Origin of the sequence: Kosakonia sacchari SP1 (assembly GCF_000300455.3) — a bacterium.
Lineage (GTDB): Bacteria > Pseudomonadota > Gammaproteobacteria > Enterobacterales > Enterobacteriaceae > Kosakonia > Kosakonia sacchari.
In genome coordinates this window covers 815287-832342 of the sequence record NZ_CP007215.2, presented here as the reverse complement: position 1 = coordinate 832342, position 17056 = coordinate 815287, and the positions used below count along the sequence as shown (strand labels likewise).

The following is a 17056-nucleotide window of genomic DNA, read 5'->3' as shown; positions in this document are numbered from 1 at the left end:
ATTCCCCTTTGTTAGACTCGTTATCAGCCAATATAACGGGAATAGCAACAATGAAAAAATTGACCTTACCGAAAGACTTTTTATGGGGCGGCGCGGTTGCCGCACACCAGGTTGAAGGCGGCTGGAATAAAGGCGGCAAAGGCCCGAGCATTTGCGATGTCCTGACCGGCGGCGCGCACGGTGTTCCACGTGAAATCACACAGGAAGTGGTGGCAGGCAAATACTACCCGAACCACGAAGCCATTGATTTTCATGGCCACTACAAAGAAGACATCAAGCTGTTTGCCGAAATGGGCTTCAAATGTTTCCGCACCTCCATCGCCTGGACCCGCATCTTCCCGCTGGGCGATGAACAACAGCCGAATGAAGAAGGGCTGAAGTTTTACGACGACATGTTTGATGAGCTGCTGAAATACAACATCGAGCTGGTCATCACGCTGTCCCACTTCGAAATGCCGCTGCACCTGGTGCAGGAATACGGCGGCTGGACCAACCGTAAAGTGGTCGATTTCTTTATACGCTTCGCCGAAGTGGTTTTCGAGCGCTACAAGAGCAAGGTCAAATACTGGATGACCTTTAACGAAATCAACAACCAGCGCAACTGGCGCGCGCCGCTGTTTGGCTACTGCTGTTCCGGCGTGGTCTACACCGAACATGAAAACCCCGAAGAGACCATGTACCAGGTGCTGCACCACCAGTTTGTTGCCAGCGCCATGGCGGTCAAAATCGGTCATCGTATTAACCCGGAAATGAAAATTGGCTGCATGCTGGCAATGGTGCCGCTGTATCCCTTCTCCTGTAAGCCGGACGATGTGATGTACGCGCAGGAGTCAATGCGTGAGCGTTATGTCTTTACCGATGTCCAACTGCGCGGCTATTACCCTTCTTATGTACTGAACGAATGGGAACGGCGTGGTTTTACCATCAACATGGAAGCCGGCGACGAGGCGATTTTGCGCGAAGGGTGCTGCGATTACCTCGGCTTTAGCTATTACATGACCAACGCGGTGAAAGCGGAAGGCGGCGCTGGCGATGCGCTCTCCGGTTTCCAGGGCAGCGTCCCTAACCCGCATGTTAAAGCATCTGACTGGGGCTGGCAGATTGATCCGGTTGGCCTGCGCTATGCGTTGTGCGAGCTATACGAACGCTATCAGAAGCCGCTGTTTATCGTCGAGAACGGCTTTGGCGCGTACGACAAAGTCGAAGCCGATGGCAGCATCAATGACGATTACCGAATTGATTACCTGCGCGCGCACGTCAAAGAGATGATCGAGGCGGTGACTCACGACGGCGTGGATCTGATGGGTTACACCCCGTGGGGCTGTATCGACTGCGTCTCTTTTACCACCGGTCAGTACAGCAAACGCTACGGTTTTATCTACGTGAACAAGCACGATGACGGCACCGGTGATATGTCGCGTTCCCGGAAAAAGAGCTTTAACTGGTACAAAGAAGTGATTGCCAGCAACGGCGAAAATCTTTAACGCTGTAAACATCTCTCCCTGACGGGAGAGATGTGCTTATCTGCCGCCGGCTAAATCGAGAAAACTGCCGGTGACATACGACGCTTTGTCGCTCAACAGCCAGACAATGCCCTGCGCCACTTCTTCCGGTTGCCCACCTCGCCGCATCGGGATCACGCTGCTTACCCGGTCCACACGCCCTGGCTCACCGCCGCTGGCATGCATATCTGTGTAGATAAAACCCGGACGCACGCCATTCACGCGGATACCATCCGCCGCTACTTCCAGGGCCAGCCCGGTAGTGAGCGTATCGACGGCCCCTTTTGACGCCGCATAATCAACGTATTCGCCGGGCGAGCCGAGACGCGCCGCCGCCGAGGAAACATTAACAATCGCGCCGCCATGTCCACCGTGTTGGGTGGACATCCGTTTTACCGCTTCGCGACAGCAGAGGAAATAGCCCGTCACGTTGGTCGCCAGCACGCGATTGATGCGTTCTGCGCTCAGTTGCTCCACCCGGCTTTGCTGAAACAAGATCCCGGCATTATTGACCAACGCGGTAAGCGGTTCCGGTTTTTCATCGAGAGACGCGAACATGGCCTGTACCTGCGCTTCATCACTGATATCAGCCTGTACTGCGAACGCATGCCCACCCTGCGCGCTGATTTCCGCCACCACGTTGTCGGCAGCAGACTTGTTGCGGTGATAATTGACGGCAACGGTGTAGCCTTCTTGTGCCAGCAGCAGCGCGGTTGCGCGGCCAATTCCCCGGCTGCCACCGGTCACTAATGCAATCGCCATCTGGTTCTCCTGAAAAGTAAAAAGGGCGCCGAAGCGCCCTTAAAAGATAGCCGAATCAGCGCATTACTGATATTCGCTCATCGGCACGCAGGAACAGAACAGGTTACGGTCGCCGTACACATCGTCCAGACGCTTCACGGTCGGCCAGTATTTGTTGGCAAAACCTGCCGGGAACACCGCCAGTTCGCGGGTGTAACCGTGATTCCACTCTGCTACCAGCTCATTCTGCGTATGCGGAGCGTTAACCAGCGGATTATCTTCCAGCGTCCACTCGCCCTGTTTCACACGTTCGATTTCCGCGCGAATTGCCAGCATGGCATCGATAAAGCGATCCAGTTCGACTTTGCTTTCTGATTCAGTCGGCTCCACCATCAGCGTACCGGCAACCGGGAAGGACATGGTTGGCGCATGGAAGCCGTAATCAATCAGACGCTTAGCGATATCCAGCTCGCTGATGCCGGTCTCTTCTTTCAGCGGGCGAATATCGAGAATACACTCGTGCGCGACGCGACCATCGCGACCGGTATACAGCACCGGGAAAGCATCTTTCAGACGGCTGGCGATGTAGTTGGCATTAAGGATCGCCACCTGGCTCGCTTGTTTCAGCCCTTCCGCGCCCATCATGCGGATATACATCCAGCTGATCGGCAGAATCGACGCGCTACCAAACGGTGCCGCAGAGACCGCACCCTGACGGGTAAGCATCCCTTCAATCTGCACTACGCTGTGACCCGGTACAAACGGTGCCAGATGCGCTTTCACGCCAATCGGCCCCATGCCCGGACCGCCGCCGCCGTGCGGAATGCAGAAGGTTTTATGCAAATTAAGGTGCGACACATCCGCGCCGATAAAGCCCGGCGACGTGATGCCCACCTGGGCGTTCATGTTCGCGCCATCCAGGTAAACCTGGCCGCCGAACTGATGCACCACTTCGCACACTTCGCGAATTGTCTCTTCATACACACCGTGGGTGGACGGGTACGTCACCATGATGCAGGAGAGGTTGCCACCCGCCTGCTCCGCTTTCGCACGCAGATCGACCAGATCGATGTTGCCGTTTTTATCACACGCAACCACCACAACCTGCATCCCCGCCATCTGCGCCGATGCCGGGTTAGTACCGTGCGCAGAGCTTGGGATCAGGCAGATATCGCGGTGACCCTCATTGCGGCTTTCATGATAGTGACGAATCGCCAGCAAACCGGCGTATTCGCCCTGCGCGCCGGAGTTCGGCTGCATGCAGAGCGCATCATAACCGGTCAGTTTTACCAGCCAGTCAGAGAGCTGAGCGATCATCTGGTGATAACCTTCCGCCTGTTCCGGCGGGCAGAACGGGTGCAGTTCGGCAAATTCCGGCCAGGTAATCGGGATCATTTCCGCCGCCGCGTTCAGTTTCATGGTGCAAGAACCCAGCGGGATCATCGCCTGGTTTAGCGCCAGATCTTTATGCTCCAGCGAGTGCATGTAACGCATCATCTCGGTTTCGCTGTGATAGCGATTAAATACCGGATGTGTCAGGAAAGCGTCTTCACGCAGCATGCTCTGAGGGATGGAACGGCTGTCGAGCGCAACCTCTTTGTCCAGTGCGTCAATATCGAGGCCGTGTTTATCGCCCAGCAGCACGTTAAACAGCACCTGCACATCTTCACGCGTGGTGGTTTCATCCAGCGTAATGCCAACGGCGTTAAGAATGTCGCTACGCAGGTTAATTTCCTTCGCTTCGGCGCGAGCCAGCACGGCGGCTTTGTCCGCAACATCAACACACAGGGTGTCAAAATAGTGCGCGTGGCGCAGTCTCAGGCCGCCACGCTGCAAACCGGCAGCGAGGATATCGGTCAGGCGATGAATACGCCCGGCAATGCGTTTCAGCCCGGCCGGACCGTGGAACACCGCGAACAAGCTGGCAATGTTGGCCAGCAGAACCTGCGAAGTACAGATGTTGGAATTGGCTTTCTCGCGGCGAATATGTTGCTCGCGCGTCTGCATCGCCATGCGCAGCGCGGTGTTACCGGCGGCATCTTTCGACACACCGATAATGCGGCCTGGCATGGAGCGTTTGTATTCATCTTTTGCGGCAAAGAATGCCGCGTGCGGGCCACCGTAGCCCATCGGCACGCCAAAGCGCTGCGCGGAGCCAAACACAATATCGGCACCCTGTTTGCCTGGCGCGGTCAGTTGCACCAGCGCAAGCAAATCAGCGGCGACACTGACCACAATTTTGCGGGATTTCAGCTCATTAATCAGCGTGCTGTAATCATGCACTTCGCCCGTCGTGCCGACCTGCTGGAGCAGTACGCCAAACACATCCTGGTGATCAAGGACTTTGGTCGCGTCATCAACAATCACATCAAAACCGAAGGTTTCGGCGCGAGTTCGCACGACGTCCAGCGTTTGCGGATGCACATCGGCGGCAACGAAGAAGCGGTTGGCACCTTTCAGTTTGCTGACGCGCTTCGCCATGGCCATTGCTTCAGTTGCGGCGGTGGCTTCATCCAGCAGCGACGCGGAAGCGATATCCAGCCCGGTGAGATCGAGCGTAACCTGCTGGAAGTTGAGTAGCGCTTCAAGGCGACCCTGCGACACTTCTGGCTGATACGGGGTGTAGGCGGTGTACCAGCCTGGATTTTCCAGCATGTTGCGCAGAATAACCGGCGGCAACTGCACGGCGGTGTAGCCCATGCCAATGTAAGACTTAAAGCGCTTGTTGCGGCTGGCAATCGCTTTCAGCTCGGCCAGGGCCGCAAACTCAGTGGTCGATTCCCCAACCTGCGGCGGTGTGGCAAGCTGGATGTCTTTTGGCACGATCTGGCCAATCAGTGCGTTTAACGAATCCGCGCCAACTGTGTTCAGCATCTCCTGCTGTTGCTGAGCATCCGGCCCAATGTGACGTCCAATAAAAGCGCCACGGTTTTCAAGCTGGCTTAAAGTCTGTGTCATGAGCGATGGTTCCTGAAACGTGCAGTGAATCGATTTGGAAATTATCTGAATACGCTAAATCCTTCGCGTTGCAGGAAGGCGGCGACGCAGCAATCCCCAAAGGGATGAGCGAGGAAGCCAACACGTCCGCAACGCGAAAGATGGCGCGTATTTACTCGTCTTCGAGCAGTGCGGCGTAGGCTGTTGCGTCCAGCAGGGCGGCAACTTCTGTTTCGTCGCTGGCCTTAATTTTGAAGATCCAGCCTTCGCCATACGGCTCGCTGTTGACCAGCTCCGGCGAATCCGCCAGTTGCTCGTTGACCGCCACGATTTCACCGCTGATTGGCGCGTAGATATCAGAAGCCGCTTTTACCGATTCGGCAACGGCGCAATCATCGCCCGCGCTAACCGTCGCGCCCGCTTCCGGCAGATCGACAAACACCATATCGCCCAGCAGTTCCTGTGCGTGTTCGGTGATGCCAACGGTGTAGGTGCCGTCCGCTTCTTTGCGCAGCCACTCATGTTCTTTGCTGTATTTCAGTTCGCCTGGTACATTGCTCATTTCATTCTCTCCAGATAAAAAGATTACGCGACGGGTTTACCAGCGCGTACAAAAACAGGTTTAGTGACTTTCACCGGCATTTCGCGGTTGCGGATCTGTACAACGGCATTTTCGCCGATCCCCGCCGGAACACGTGCCAGTGCAATACTGTAGCCGAGCGTTGGCGAGAACGTACCGCTGGTGATCACGCCTTTTTGCACATTGCCTTGCGCATCGGTGAAGTGCACCGGCAGTTCATTACGCAATACGCCTTTTTCCGTCATCACCAGGCCAACCAGCTGTTCGGTGCCTTTTTCGCGTTGCAGTTCCAGCGCTTCACGACCGATAAATTCACGATCCTGCGGCTCCCAGGCGATCGTCCAGCCCATGTTCGCGGCCAGCGGAGAGATACCTTCATCCATCTCCTGACCGTACAGGTTCATACCCGCTTCCAGACGCAGCGTATCGCGCGCGCCCAGGCCGCAAGGTTTCACGCCCGCATTGACCAGCGCTTGCCAGAAGCTGGCCGCCTTTTCATTAGGCAGCGCAATTTCATACCCTGCTTCGCCGGTATAACCGGTGGTCGCAATGAACAGATCACCGGTTTCCACGCCAAAGAACGGTTTCATTCCTTCAACGGCGTGGCGCTGCTCGTCAGTGAATAGGCTGGCGGCTTTCGCCTGTGCGTTCGGGCCTTGTACCGCGATCAACGACAAATCATCACGGACGGTGATGTCGATGGCATAAGGCTCAGCGTGTTGGGAAATCCAGGAGAGGTCTTTTTCGCGGGTGGCGGAGTTTACAACGAGGCGGAAGAAATCTTCAGTGAAGTAATAGACGATTAAGTCATCAATCACGCCGCCCGAGGCATTTAGCATGCCGGTATAGAGCGCTTTACCGGGCTTGGTGAGTTTAGCGACGTCGTTTGCCAGCAAATAACGCAGAAACTCCCGGGTACGGCTGCCTTTGAGATCGACGATGGTCATGTGCGACACATCAAACATTCCGGCATCGGTGCGCACCGCGTGGTGCTCGTCGATTTGCGAGCCGTAATGCAGCGGCATCATCCAGCCATGGAAATCCACCATGCGGGCACCGTTTAGCGTGTGTTGTTCGTATAAAGGGGTCTGCTGAGCCATCTTTTCCTCGTCGAATAAGCTGAGCCATCACGTTTTTCGGCGGCGTGATTTGCGCCAAAACAACTGGTGCCGACACCGTTTTACGACGTCGACGCAAACGTTCTCTTTAGCCTGAACTTATCACCGAAAGCAGTGCTTAACCATAAAGAAGAATGGTCCATCACATTAGCTTATGACCCATCACGCACAAAATGCCATCAGAGCATTATTCTGGTGAATAACGATTCACCCTTCATTAAAAATCAGCATTACCGACAAAGGAGAAGAGATTGCAGCATTTCACTCTGCAAAAGAGAGGATTTTCCCGAAAAGAAAAAAATGCGACATGAGAAAATCTAATCCGAAAAATGAGGTGAAATTAGAATATTTCAAATGAGGAGGAAGTATCCCTTCCCGGGACCGGGAAGGGAAAGTGTGACGCAGTTAACGTAACCACTCAGGCAGGTCGTTAAGCCCCATCGCCTGGCGTAACAAACGGGTTTTCACCCCGGGAAGGGTATCTGCCAGTTTCAGGCCGATATCACGCAGCAGCTTTTTCGCCGGGTTTGCACCCGAGAAGAGTTCGCGAAAACCCTGCATTCCGGCCAGCATCAACGCCGCGCTGTGTTTGCGGCTGCGCTCATAGCGGCGCAAATAGAGATGCTGGCCAATGTCTTTACCTTCGCGACTCAGGCGCTTCAGCTCGGTTATCAACTCCGCGACATCCATAAACCCGAGATTAACACCCTGCCCCGCCAGCGGATGAATAGTGTGCGCAGCATCGCCAACCAGCGCCAGACGGTGTCCGGCAAACTGGCGCGCATAGCGTCCGGTGAGCGGATATACCTGACGTTCGCTCTCAACGCGGCACAGCCCAAGACGGTTATCGAACGCCACGCACAGCGCCTGGTTGAATGCTTCCTCACTCGCCTGCTGCATGTCTTTCGCCTGCTCTGGCGGCAGCGACCAGACAATTGAGCACAAATGCGGATCGTTAAGCGGCAAAAAAGCGAGAATGCCGTCGGCGTGAAACACCTGGCGCGCCACCGCCTGATGCGGTTCATCGGTGCGAATAGTCGCCACGAGCGCATGATGATGGTAATCCCAGAACGTTAACGGAATATCGGCCTTGTTACGCAGCCAGGAGTTCGCACCATCTGCGCCAACCACCAGCCGTGCGGTAAGCATGGTGCCATCTTTTAAGGTCAGAAACGCGTCGTTTTCGCCCCACGCCACCTGCTGCAACTCAGCCGGAGCCATGAGGGTAACATCCTTGCACTGCCGGGATTTATCCCACAGCGCCTGGTGGATCACCGCGTTTTCAATAATGTAACCAAGATGGCTGTAGCCCATGCTCTGATCGTCAAACGCGATGCGGCCAAAACTGTCTTTGTCCCACACTTCCATACCGTGATAACGCCCGGCACGTTGGGCAATAATATTTGACCAGACGCCAAGGTGCGTCAGTAACTTTTCGCTGGCAGCATTAATCGCTGACACGCGCAGCGCCGGGGGAGCATCTTCCCCCAGCGGTGTCGGTTCATTCTGCTCCAGCACCGCCACGCGCAACCCGCTACCCTGTAAACCACAGGCCAGCGCCAGCCCGACCATACCGCCGCCGACAATCGCAACATCAACACTCTGCACTCTTCGCTCCTTTTGTCTTTAACGGGCAACCCAACCGAGGGTACGTTGCGCCAGCGCATCGCGCGCCGGGGTAAATAATTCCATCGCCATCAGCCCGGCATTCCGCCCAACAACCAACGGCATCCAGTGATTGGCAAACAGATGCACCAGCCCATCGGTGACGCCGATAGTGGCTTTTTTATCTGCATGACGGCGATCACGGTAGCCGGTCAACACAGGGTAGCAACCGACATCTTGTTGCGCCGCCCACGCCTCAGCCAGCGTTTCCGCCAGTGTCATCACATCGCGCATGCCGAGGTTAAAACCCTGCCCGGCGATAGGATGCAGCGTCTGCGCGGCATTGCCGACCAGCACCGCACGGTGCGAGACCGGCGAAGAGGCCGCGGTCAGCGTCAGCGGATAAACGCTGCGTTTGCCCACATGCAGGATGCGCCCGAGCCGCCAGCCAAAAGCCTTTTGTAATTCGTGACTGAAACGTTCGTCAGACCAGGCGGCAACCTGCTGCTGTTTTTCCAGCGGATGGCACCACACCAGCGAACAGCGACCTTGTGACATCGGCAACATTGCCAGCGGGCCGTGTTCGGTAAAACGCTCAAACGCCCGCCCCTGATGCGCCACAGAAGTGGTGACGTTGGCGATAACCGCCGCCTGGTGATAAGGCGCTTGCTGCCAGTCCACACCCAGTTGCTCACCCATGCGTGAACGGGAGCCGTCTGCCGCCACCAATAACCGACCGGTAATGCATTCACCGCTTTCCAGCGTCACGCTCACCTGTTGCTCATTACGGGCAACCGTACTGACTTTCGCCGGGCAATGCAGCGTCACGCCGGGGGCATTTTGCAACAGCGTGAACAGCCGCTGCCCAACGTCATGCAGTTCAACAACATAACCAAGCGCATCGATGTGGTAATCCTGTGCATCCAGCGTGACAAAGCCTGCATGGCCGCGATCGCTGACATGAACCGTTGAAATTGGCGTTGCGCAGGATGTGATGGCTTGCCAGATGCCAATACGCGCCAGCTGCTGGCAGGTGCCTGCCGCTAACGCAATGGCGCGGGCGTCAAATCCCGGATGCGCGGATGCGCCAGGAACGCTGGCTTCTACCAGATGAACAGGTAATTTGCCGTGAGTAAGATGAGAAATCGCCAGCGCAAGCGTTGCGCCCGCCATGCCACCGCCAACAATGATCACGCTCATGAACGTGGTGCCGCCATCAGCGCTTCAATCTCGTCAGCGCTTTTCACGACGCTGGCGGTCAGATTTTCGTTGCCGTCTTCAGTGATGACGATGTCATCTTCAATACGAATGCCAATACCGCGATACTGCTCCGGCACATCAGCATCCGGCGCGATGTAAAGGCCTGGTTCAACCGTCAGCACCATGCCTGGCGCCAGTTCACGCGAACGATCTTTGCCATAGACACCAACATCGTGCACATCCAACCCGAGCCAGTGGCTTAAGCCGTGCATGAAAAACGGGCGATGCGCGTTTTTTTCCACCAGCTCATCGACTTCACCTTTCAGGATGCCGAGCTTCACCAGCCCGGTAATCATGATGCGCACCACTTCGCTGGTCACTTCCTGGATCGACGTACCTGGGCGGAAAAGCGCAAGGGCACGTTCCAGTGACGCCAGCACAATATCGTAGATTTCGCGCTGCGCCGGGGTGAATTTGCCGTTTACCGGGAAGGTACGGGTTATATCGCCGGCATATCCTTTGTATTCACAACCGGCATCAATCAGCACCAGATCGCCATCACGCATCTGGCTCTCATTTTCCGTGTAGTGCAGGATGCAGCCATTGACGCCGGAACCCACGATGGTGTTATAGGAGGGAAACCGCGCGCCGTGGCGGTTAAACTCGTGCTGAATCTCACCTTCAAGCTGATATTCAAACATCCCCGGACGGCAAACCTGCATCGCACGGGTATGCGCCAGCGCGGAGATCTCCCCGGCGCGACGCATCACGTCTATCTCTTCGGCAGATTTAAACAGGCGCATTTCATGCACCATTGGCCGCCAGTCGGTTAACGTTGGCGGCGCAAGCAGATTCTGACGCGAGCCTTTGCGCAACTTATCCAGGGCGGTAAACACAATGGCGTCGGCATAGTCGAATTCACCCTGCGCGTGGTACACCGCATCAAGACCGTTGAGCAATTGATAAAGATGTTCGTTGATTTCCGGGAAAGCCAGCGCGCGATCGACGCCCAGCTTTTCCGGTGCGGCTTCCTGACCAAGGCGACGGCCAAACCAGATCTCGGCGGTTTTGTCGCGCACGCGGTTGAACAACACGCTGTGGTTGTGGGTGTCATTACTTTTGATCAGCACCAGCACCGCTTCCGGCTCGTTAAAACCAGTGAAATACCAGAAATCGCTGTGCTGGCGGTACGGGTATTCACTGTCTGCGCTGCGCGTGGCTTCCGGTGCGGCGAAAATTAACGCTGCGCTGCCCGGCACCATCTGCGCCAGCAATGCCTGGCGGCGACGGAGAAACTCAAGCTGTGTCATGACACCGACTCCCTACAAGGTGAATTAATGTAACGTGGGTTTACGCACTTCCGGCACGGTTGGCTGCGGGCGCGTGAACGTGTCGTGGCAAAGCAGCGCCGCGACACGGACGTACTCGACGATCTCTTCGAGCGACATTTCCAGCTCTTCCTGATCTTCGTCTTCGTCATAACCCAACTGCGCAATATTGCGCAGATCATCAATCGCTTCGCCGGTTTCACCCGTCACTTTATCGAGCTTCGGCTGGGTGACGCCCAGCCCCAGCAGAAAATGGTTCACCCAGCCCGCCAGCGCGTCGGCGCGGTCGAAAACGCTAACATCATCGCCATCCGGCAAATAGAGCTGAAACAGGAAACCGTCATCTTCCAGCGAGTCGCTGGTTGCTGAATGCATGCTGCGCAGCGCTTGCGCCAGCTCGTGACCGAATGCCAGACCGTCGTTGGTTAAATCATGCAGCAACGGCTGCCAGGAACTATCGTTGTTACCGCCGCAGAGGATCCCCGCGATAAGCCCGTGCATTTCAGCAGGAAGTAATCCAACGCCCTGTTGGTTGAGTAGCTGGGCTACATCGTTGTAACCAGGTATTTCGTTCTGTATAGACATGCGCATTCGTCGTCGTTGGGGGGAATATTCATGATATGCTACCACTTTGGCCCCTGGTGATATACCCGTGATGCTTCACGTTCCATGCGTTTGCATGCACTCCGAATCATTAAGGTATAGACGCAAAAAGCTTGAAAGCGCGCGCCGGGGTAGCTTATAGTGTCGCCCCTTCGCAGCCCAGGGCTCGGATGCGAAGGCAGCGCGCAGTCAAACAGCAGGAAGGTGGCATGTCTGCACAACCCGTCGATATCCAAATTTTTGGCCGTTCACTGCGAGTGAATTGCCCGCCTGAACAGAGAGATGCTCTGAATCAGGCCGCGGAGGATCTGAATCAGCGGTTGCAAGATCTGAAGGTTCGCACTAGAGTCACAAATACTGAGCAGTTGGTGTTTATCGCCGCGTTGAACATTAGCTACGAGCTGACTCAGGAAAAAGCAAAGACCCGCGAATACGCCGCCAGCATGGAACAGCGTATTCGGATGTTACAGCAGACCATCGAACAAGCATTGCTTGATCAAGGTCGCATAACAGAAAGACCGGGACCAAAGTTTGAATAACGCTTCAGGGTCATCTGTGTTAGAGTGACCGTGAAGCCAAAAAATATCTCTGAGATGTTTGCAAGCGGGCCAGTCCCCTGAGCCGATATTTCATACCACAAGAATGTGGCGATCCATGGTTGGTGAGCATGCTCGGTCCGTCCGAGAAGCCTTAAAGCTATGACGACGCATTCACCTTGAACCAAGGGTTCAAGGGTTACAGCCAGCGGCGGCATCTCGGAGATTCCCTTCTTTTTACAACCACCATGACGCAACTTCCTGATTTTCCTTCGTCACGACAAGAAATCCGCAACGTTATTCGCCAGCGCCGGCGTGAACTCACTCCTGAACAACAAACGCACTTTGCCCAGCAGGCTGCGGCAAGCATGATGGCGTATGCGCCGGTTGTGATGGCACATAGCGTAGCGTTGTTTCTCTCTTTTGATGGCGAGCTAGATACCCAACCGTTGATTGAGCAACTCTGGCGTAGCGGTAAACGCGTTTACCTGCCGGTGTTGCATCCATTCAGCCCCGGCAATTTGCTGTTTCTGCATTACCACCCACACAGTCAACTGGTGGTTAACCGTCTGAAAATTCAGGAACCGAAGCTGGATGTGCGCGATGTGTTACCGCTCAGCCAGCTCGACGTGCTGATTACGCCGCTGGTCGCCTTTGATGAACAAGGGCAACGCCTGGGAATGGGCGGTGGTTTTTACGATCGCACATTACAAAACTGGCGTGAATATGGCCTGCAACCGGTGGGTTACGCGCATGACTGCCAGGGTGTGGAGAAGCTGCCGGTGGAAGAGTGGGATATCCCGCTGCCTGCGGTGGTTACGCCATCCAGAATATGGCAGTGGTAACTTTCCCCTCCCTTCCGGGAGAGGAAAAAACATCGTTTAGAACAGCAGACGGGAACGAATGGTGCCCGGAATCGCTTTCATGCTCTGCAGCGCTTTCTGCGCCACATCTTCATCCGCTTCGATATCAATAACCACATAACCCATATACGGCGTGGTTTGCAGGTACTGCGCTGCAATGTTGATATTCTGGCTGGCGAAAATCTGGTTAAGCGCGGTCAGCACACCAGGGCGGTTTTCGTGGATGTGCAGTAAACGACGACCACCGTGCAACGGCAAAGAAACTTCCGGGAAATTCACCGCAGAAAGCGTTGAACCGTTGTCGGAATATTTGATCAGTTTACCGGCCACTTCCAGACCGATATTTTCCTGCGCTTCCTGCGTGGAACCGCCAATGTGTGGCGTCAGCAGAACGTTGTCGAACTCACACAGCGGAGAGTCAAACGGATCGCTGTTGGTCGCCGGTTCAGTCGGGAACACGTCGATTGCCGCGCCCGCCAGATGTTTACGCTTCAGCGCATCGCACAGTGCCGGAATATCCACCACCGTACCGCGCGCGGCGTTGATCAGCAGTGCGCCCGGTTTCATCAGCGCCAGCTCTTCCGGCCCGATCATATCTTTTGTAGAAGCGTTTTCCGGCACATGTAGGCTCACCACATCGCTCATATTCAGCAAGTCGGAGAGATGTTGCACCTGCGTTGCATTGCCGAGTGGCAATTTGCTTTCGATATCATAGAAATAGACGTGCATCCCCAGCGATTCCGCCAGAATACCGAGCTGCGTACCAATATGACCGTAACCGATGATACCGAGTTTTTTACCACGCGCTTCATACGAACCAACTGCCAGCTTGTTCCAGATACCACGGTGCGCTTTGGCGTTCGCTTCAGGAATACCGCGCATCAGCAGCAGCAGCTCGCCAATGACTAACTCTGCCACCGAACGGGTGTTGGAGAACGGCGCGTTGAATACCGGAATACCGCGCTTCGCCGCCGCATCCAGATTTACCTGGTTGGTACCGATACAGAAACAGCCGATAGCCACCAGTTTTTCCGCCGCAGCGATGATATCTTCAGTCAGTTGAGTACGGGATCGCAGGCCGATAAAGTGGGCATCACGGATGGACTCTTTCAGTTGCTCGCTATCCAGCGCGCCTTTGTGAAACTCAATATTGGTGTAACCCGCAGCGCGAAGGCTATCCAGAGCTTTCTGGTGCACCCCTTCGACGAGCAGAAATTTAATCTTGTCTTTCTCCAGTGATACCTTTGCCATTTACCCGACCCTGTTTTTTGTCTTGACTGTGATGTTGTGCAGATTGCAATCCGCGTTAGTCAACATATCAAAAAAAACTATCGCGGCAATATGAACGTTTGCGTCAGGCATCTGAAGAAATGTCATACAGCGGGAAATGGCAGAGAAAAATGCTAAGAAACAAGAAGCAAGCGGTAGGTAAGGCATGACAAGGGCGAAAACGTGACAGATATCACCAAATTTGCCCATTGTAGATTTTTTACAGGGAGGCATGCGCCTCCCTGTCAGATCATTTCACGATAGTTTTCACGCCATCAGCAGTGCCGATCAGCGCCACATCCGCGCCACGATTAGCAAATAACCCCACAGTCACTACACCTGGCAACGCATTGATGCTGTTTTCCAGCGCAATCGGGTCGATGATCTCAAGACCATAAACATCCAGAATGACGTTGCCATTATCCGTCACCACGTTCTGGCGATATTCCGGACGACCGCCCAGCTTGACCAGCTCGCGAGCAACAGCACTACGCGCCATTGGAATCACTTCCACCGGCAGTGGGAATTTACCGAGGATATCAACCTGCTTGGAAGCATCCGCGATACAGATGAATTTATCCGCCACCGAGGCGATAACTTTTTCACGCGTCAGCGCCGCGCCGCCGCCTTTGATCATCTGCATCTGGCCGTTAATCTCATCCGCGCCATCCACATAAATGCCCAGGCGGTCCACTTCGTTGAGATCGAATACGGTAATGCCAAGGCTTTTCAGTTTCTCGGTGGACGCGTCCGAGCTGGAAACCGCGCCTTCAATCTGGCCTTTCATTGTGCCCAGCGCGTCAATAAAGTGTGCAGCGGTAGAGCCGGTGCCAACCCCCACAATAGTGCCAGGTTCTACATACTTCAGCGCTGCCCAGCCCACTGCTTTTTTGAGTTCATCCTGCGTCATGGTCGTTTGCCTGTGGTGTGAAATTTCAGGCGCATTATAGACCAGCGTTACCCTAAATGTCCCTGTGACCAGGGTCACATTACGCGACGTCCAATTTCGTCTGTATCGAACAAAAAATTATGTCATAGTGCTGAGTACGATTTTTTCAGGAGAATGCCCGAGCAATGAAACGTCCGGACTACAGAACATTACAGGCGCTTGATGCGGTTATTCGTGAGCGCGGATTTGAACGTGCCGCACAAAAGCTGTGTATTACCCAGTCCGCCGTGTCGCAGCGCATTAAGCAACTGGAAAATATGTTTGGTCAGCCGCTGCTGGTGCGTACCGTGCCGCCTCGCCCTACCGAGCAGGGGCAAAAACTGCTGGCGTTGCTGCGCCAGGTCGAACTACTGGAAGAAGAGTGGCTCGGCGATGAACAAACCGGTTCCACGCCGCTGCTGTTATCGCTGGCGGTCAACGCCGACAGCCTGGCGACCTGGCTGCTGCCTGCATTAGCCCCGGTACTGGCCGACTCACCGATTCGCCTGAATCTGCAGGTGGAAGACGAAACCCGCACTCAGGAGCGTTTGCGTCGCGGAGAAGTCGTTGGCGCAGTGAGTATTCAGCCGCAAGCGCTGCCCAGTTGCCTGGTCGACCAGCTTGGCGCGCTTGATTACCTGTTTGTCGGTTCGAAAGCGTTCGCCGAGCGTTATTTCCCGAACGGTGTCACCCGCTCTGCGCTGCTAAAAGCACCCGCGGTCGCGTTTGATCATCTCGATGATATGCATCAGGCTTTTTTACAGCAGTATTTCGACTTACCGCCAGGCAGCGTGCCTTGCCATATCGTCAACTCCTCCGAAGCGTTTGTACAACTGGCGCGTCAGGGAACGACCTGCTGCATGATCCCGCATCTGCAAATCGAAAAAGAGCTGAACAGCGGCGATCTGATCGACCTGACTCCCGGTTTGCTGCAGCGCCGGATGCTGTATTGGCACCGTTTTGCGCCGGAAAGCCGGATGATGCGCAACGTCACGGACGCACTGCTGGAATATGGGCATCGGGTGTTAAGGCAGGATTAATAAAACGCCCTCTTCCCGGTCGGGAGAGGGCGAAAAGGATTACTTCGCCGGTGCCGCAGTCTGCGGCTGGCTCTGAGTCGGTTCCAACTGGAACACAACATCTACCTGATCAGCAAACTGAATCGACGGTTGCTCATAGGTTTCCTGTGCGGAAGCGGCTTCTGGCGCATCCGCTTTCATCATGCGAACCATTGGACTCGGCTGATAGTTGGACACATGGTAGCGCACGCTGTAGATCGGGCCAAGTTTAGCGTTAAAGCCCGCCGCTAACTGCTGCGCCTGGTGCGTTGCATCATCGATAGCCGCTTTGCGCGCTTTATCTTTGAATGACTCTGGTTGCGCAACGCCCAGCGATACAGAACGAATTTCGTTCAGCCCCGCTTTTAGCGCGCCATCCAGTAGTGAATTGAGTTTATCCAGCTCACGCAGCGTGACTTCCACAGTACGCACTGCGCGGTAGCCTTTCAGGATGCTTTTGCCGTTCTGGTAGTCATAATCAGGTTGTGTGCGTAAGTTCGCAGAATTAATGTCTTTTCGGGCAATGCCGTTTTGCTCAAGAAAGCTAAGATATTGCGCAACACGGTCATCGGCCTGTTTTTTGGCTGAGGCAGCGTCTTTCGCGGCGACATTGACCTCAATCGCCAGCGTGGCGATGTCCGGGGTCGCGTCCACGCTTGCCGTACCTGAGGTGACAATATGCGGGCCGTCTGGCAATTCGCTCGCCTGTACCGCCATCCCGCTGAAACCGACCATTGCCGCCAGGGCCATCACTTTAAATTTCACAGTTGCTCCTCCATGGTGCTTTT

At 55.2% G+C, this 17056-nt stretch carries 15 protein-coding genes and 1 other RNA gene; 5 read left to right on the top strand and 11 right to left on the bottom strand.

Going from position 1 to position 17056, the window contains the following annotated elements; all coding sequences use genetic code 11:
- The first annotated feature begins 50 nt into the window (after positions 1 to 50).
- The gene (locus C813_RS26915) at positions 51 to 1484 is read left to right on the top strand and encodes a 6-phospho-beta-glucosidase (RefSeq protein ID WP_017457612.1); all 1434 of its coding nucleotides are present in this window, start codon (positions 51 to 53) and stop codon (positions 1482 to 1484) included.
- Between the two features lie 36 nt (positions 1485 to 1520).
- Here the strand turns inward: C813_RS26915 and C813_RS26910 are convergent, their stop codons facing one another.
- The 8 genes from C813_RS26910 to C813_RS26875 all read right to left on the bottom strand — a co-directional run bounded on the left by C813_RS26910 (position 1521) and on the right by C813_RS26875 (position 11596).
- A complete protein-coding gene (locus C813_RS26910) occupies positions 1521 to 2264 on the bottom strand; it encodes an SDR family oxidoreductase (RefSeq protein WP_017457611.1) in 744 nt (247 codons plus the stop codon).
- A gap of 63 nt (positions 2265 to 2327) precedes the next feature.
- The gene (gene gcvP, locus C813_RS26905) at positions 2328 to 5201 is read right to left on the bottom strand and encodes an aminomethyl-transferring glycine dehydrogenase (protein ID WP_017457610.1); all 2874 of its coding nucleotides are present in this window, start codon (positions 5199 to 5201) and stop codon (positions 2328 to 2330) included.
- 151 nt (positions 5202 to 5352) lie between these two features.
- Positions 5353 to 5742, bottom strand: a complete 390-nt coding sequence (gene gcvH, locus C813_RS26900) for a glycine cleavage system protein GcvH (protein WP_017457609.1) — start codon at positions 5740 to 5742, stop codon at positions 5353 to 5355.
- Between the two features lie 23 nt (positions 5743 to 5765).
- A complete protein-coding gene (gcvT, locus tag C813_RS26895; RefSeq protein ID WP_017457608.1) occupies positions 5766 to 6860 on the bottom strand; it encodes a glycine cleavage system aminomethyltransferase GcvT in 1095 nt (364 codons plus the stop codon).
- A gap of 423 nt (positions 6861 to 7283) precedes the next feature.
- Positions 7284 to 8486, bottom strand: a complete 1203-nt coding sequence (ubiI, locus tag C813_RS26890; protein ID WP_017457607.1) for an FAD-dependent 2-octaprenylphenol hydroxylase — start codon at positions 8484 to 8486, stop codon at positions 7284 to 7286.
- A gap of 18 nt (positions 8487 to 8504) precedes the next feature.
- Positions 8505 to 9683 carry a 2-octaprenyl-6-methoxyphenyl hydroxylase gene (ubiH, locus tag C813_RS26885; protein ID WP_017457606.1) on the bottom strand — a complete coding sequence of 393 codons (1179 nt, stop codon included), beginning with the start codon at positions 9681 to 9683 and terminating at the stop codon, positions 8505 to 8507.
- Entirely contained in the window at positions 9680 to 10993 is a 1314-nt protein-coding gene (pepP, locus tag C813_RS26880; protein WP_017457605.1) for a Xaa-Pro aminopeptidase, read from the bottom strand. The genes ubiH and pepP overlap by 4 nt, the downstream gene beginning before the upstream one ends.
- Positions 10994 to 11017: 24 nt before the next feature.
- Positions 11018 to 11596, bottom strand: a complete 579-nt coding sequence (locus C813_RS26875; protein ID WP_025263843.1) for a YecA/YgfB family protein — start codon at positions 11594 to 11596, stop codon at positions 11018 to 11020.
- Between the two features lie 227 nt (positions 11597 to 11823).
- Here C813_RS26875 and zapA point away from each other — a divergent pair, with 227 nt between their 5' ends.
- From zapA to C813_RS26860, 3 genes are all read left to right on the top strand, one after another.
- Entirely contained in the window at positions 11824 to 12153 is a 330-nt protein-coding gene (zapA, locus tag C813_RS26870; protein WP_017457603.1) for a cell division protein ZapA, read from the top strand.
- Positions 12154 to 12196: 43 nt separating this feature from the next.
- Positions 12197 to 12380: non-coding RNA, 6S RNA (gene ssrS / locus C813_RS26865), on the top strand.
- 18 nt (positions 12381 to 12398) lie between these two features.
- The gene (locus C813_RS26860; protein ID WP_017457602.1) at positions 12399 to 12995 is read left to right on the top strand and encodes a 5-formyltetrahydrofolate cyclo-ligase; all 597 of its coding nucleotides are present in this window, start codon (positions 12399 to 12401) and stop codon (positions 12993 to 12995) included.
- Between the two features lie 36 nt (positions 12996 to 13031).
- Here the strand turns inward: C813_RS26860 and serA are convergent, their stop codons facing one another.
- Both serA and rpiA read right to left on the bottom strand, forming a co-directional pair.
- Complete coding sequence (gene serA / locus C813_RS26855) at positions 13032 to 14264, bottom strand: phosphoglycerate dehydrogenase (RefSeq protein ID WP_017457601.1); 1233 nt, start codon at positions 14262 to 14264, stop codon at positions 13032 to 13034.
- Between the two features lie 268 nt (positions 14265 to 14532).
- Positions 14533 to 15192: a ribose-5-phosphate isomerase RpiA gene (gene rpiA / locus C813_RS26845; RefSeq protein ID WP_017457599.1), complete on the bottom strand. Its 660-nt coding sequence runs from the start codon at positions 15190 to 15192 to the stop codon at positions 14533 to 14535.
- Positions 15193 to 15356: 164 nt separating this feature from the next.
- On the opposite strand from rpiA, the gene argP reads away from it, so the two are divergent.
- Positions 15357 to 16250, top strand: a complete 894-nt coding sequence (gene argP, locus C813_RS26840) for a DNA-binding transcriptional regulator ArgP (RefSeq protein ID WP_017457598.1) — start codon at positions 15357 to 15359, stop codon at positions 16248 to 16250.
- A 39-nt stretch (positions 16251 to 16289) separates the two neighbouring features.
- On the opposite strand, the gene C813_RS26835 is transcribed toward argP, so the two are convergent.
- Positions 16290 to 17033, bottom strand: a complete 744-nt coding sequence (locus C813_RS26835; protein WP_017457597.1) for an oxidative stress defense protein — start codon at positions 17031 to 17033, stop codon at positions 16290 to 16292.
- Positions 17034 to 17056 lie beyond the last annotated feature (23 nt).

Coding starts and splice junctions, on each gene's coding strand:
- gcvT (WP_017457608.1), bottom strand. CDS start 6,860: ATGGCTCAGCAGACCCCTTTATACGAACAACACACGCTAAACGGTGCC.
- serA (WP_017457601.1), bottom strand. CDS start 14,264: ATGGCAAAGGTATCACTGGAGAAAGACAAGATTAAATTTCTGCTCGTC.
- C813_RS26860 (WP_017457602.1), top strand. CDS start 12,399: ATGACGCAACTTCCTGATTTTCCTTCGTCACGACAAGAAATCCGCAAC.
- ubiH (WP_017457606.1), bottom strand. CDS start 9,683: ATGAGCGTGATCATTGTTGGCGGTGGCATGGCGGGCGCAACGCTTGCG.
- argP (WP_017457598.1), top strand. CDS start 15,357: ATGAAACGTCCGGACTACAGAACATTACAGGCGCTTGATGCGGTTATT.
- gcvH (WP_017457609.1), bottom strand. CDS start 5,742: ATGAGCAATGTACCAGGCGAACTGAAATACAGCAAAGAACATGAGTGG.
- zapA (WP_017457603.1), top strand. CDS start 11,824: ATGTCTGCACAACCCGTCGATATCCAAATTTTTGGCCGTTCACTGCGA.
- C813_RS26915 (WP_017457612.1), top strand. CDS start 51: ATGAAAAAATTGACCTTACCGAAAGACTTTTTATGGGGCGGCGCGGTT.
- C813_RS26910 (WP_017457611.1), bottom strand. CDS start 2,264: ATGGCGATTGCATTAGTGACCGGTGGCAGCCGGGGAATTGGCCGCGCA.
- pepP (WP_017457605.1), bottom strand. CDS start 10,993: ATGACACAGCTTGAGTTTCTCCGTCGCCGCCAGGCATTGCTGGCGCAG.
- gcvP (WP_017457610.1), bottom strand. CDS start 5,201: ATGACACAGACTTTAAGCCAGCTTGAAAACCGTGGCGCTTTTATTGGA.
- C813_RS26875 (WP_025263843.1), bottom strand. CDS start 11,596: ATGTCTATACAGAACGAAATACCTGGTTACAACGATGTAGCCCAGCTA.
- rpiA (WP_017457599.1), bottom strand. CDS start 15,192: ATGACGCAGGATGAACTCAAAAAAGCAGTGGGCTGGGCAGCGCTGAAG.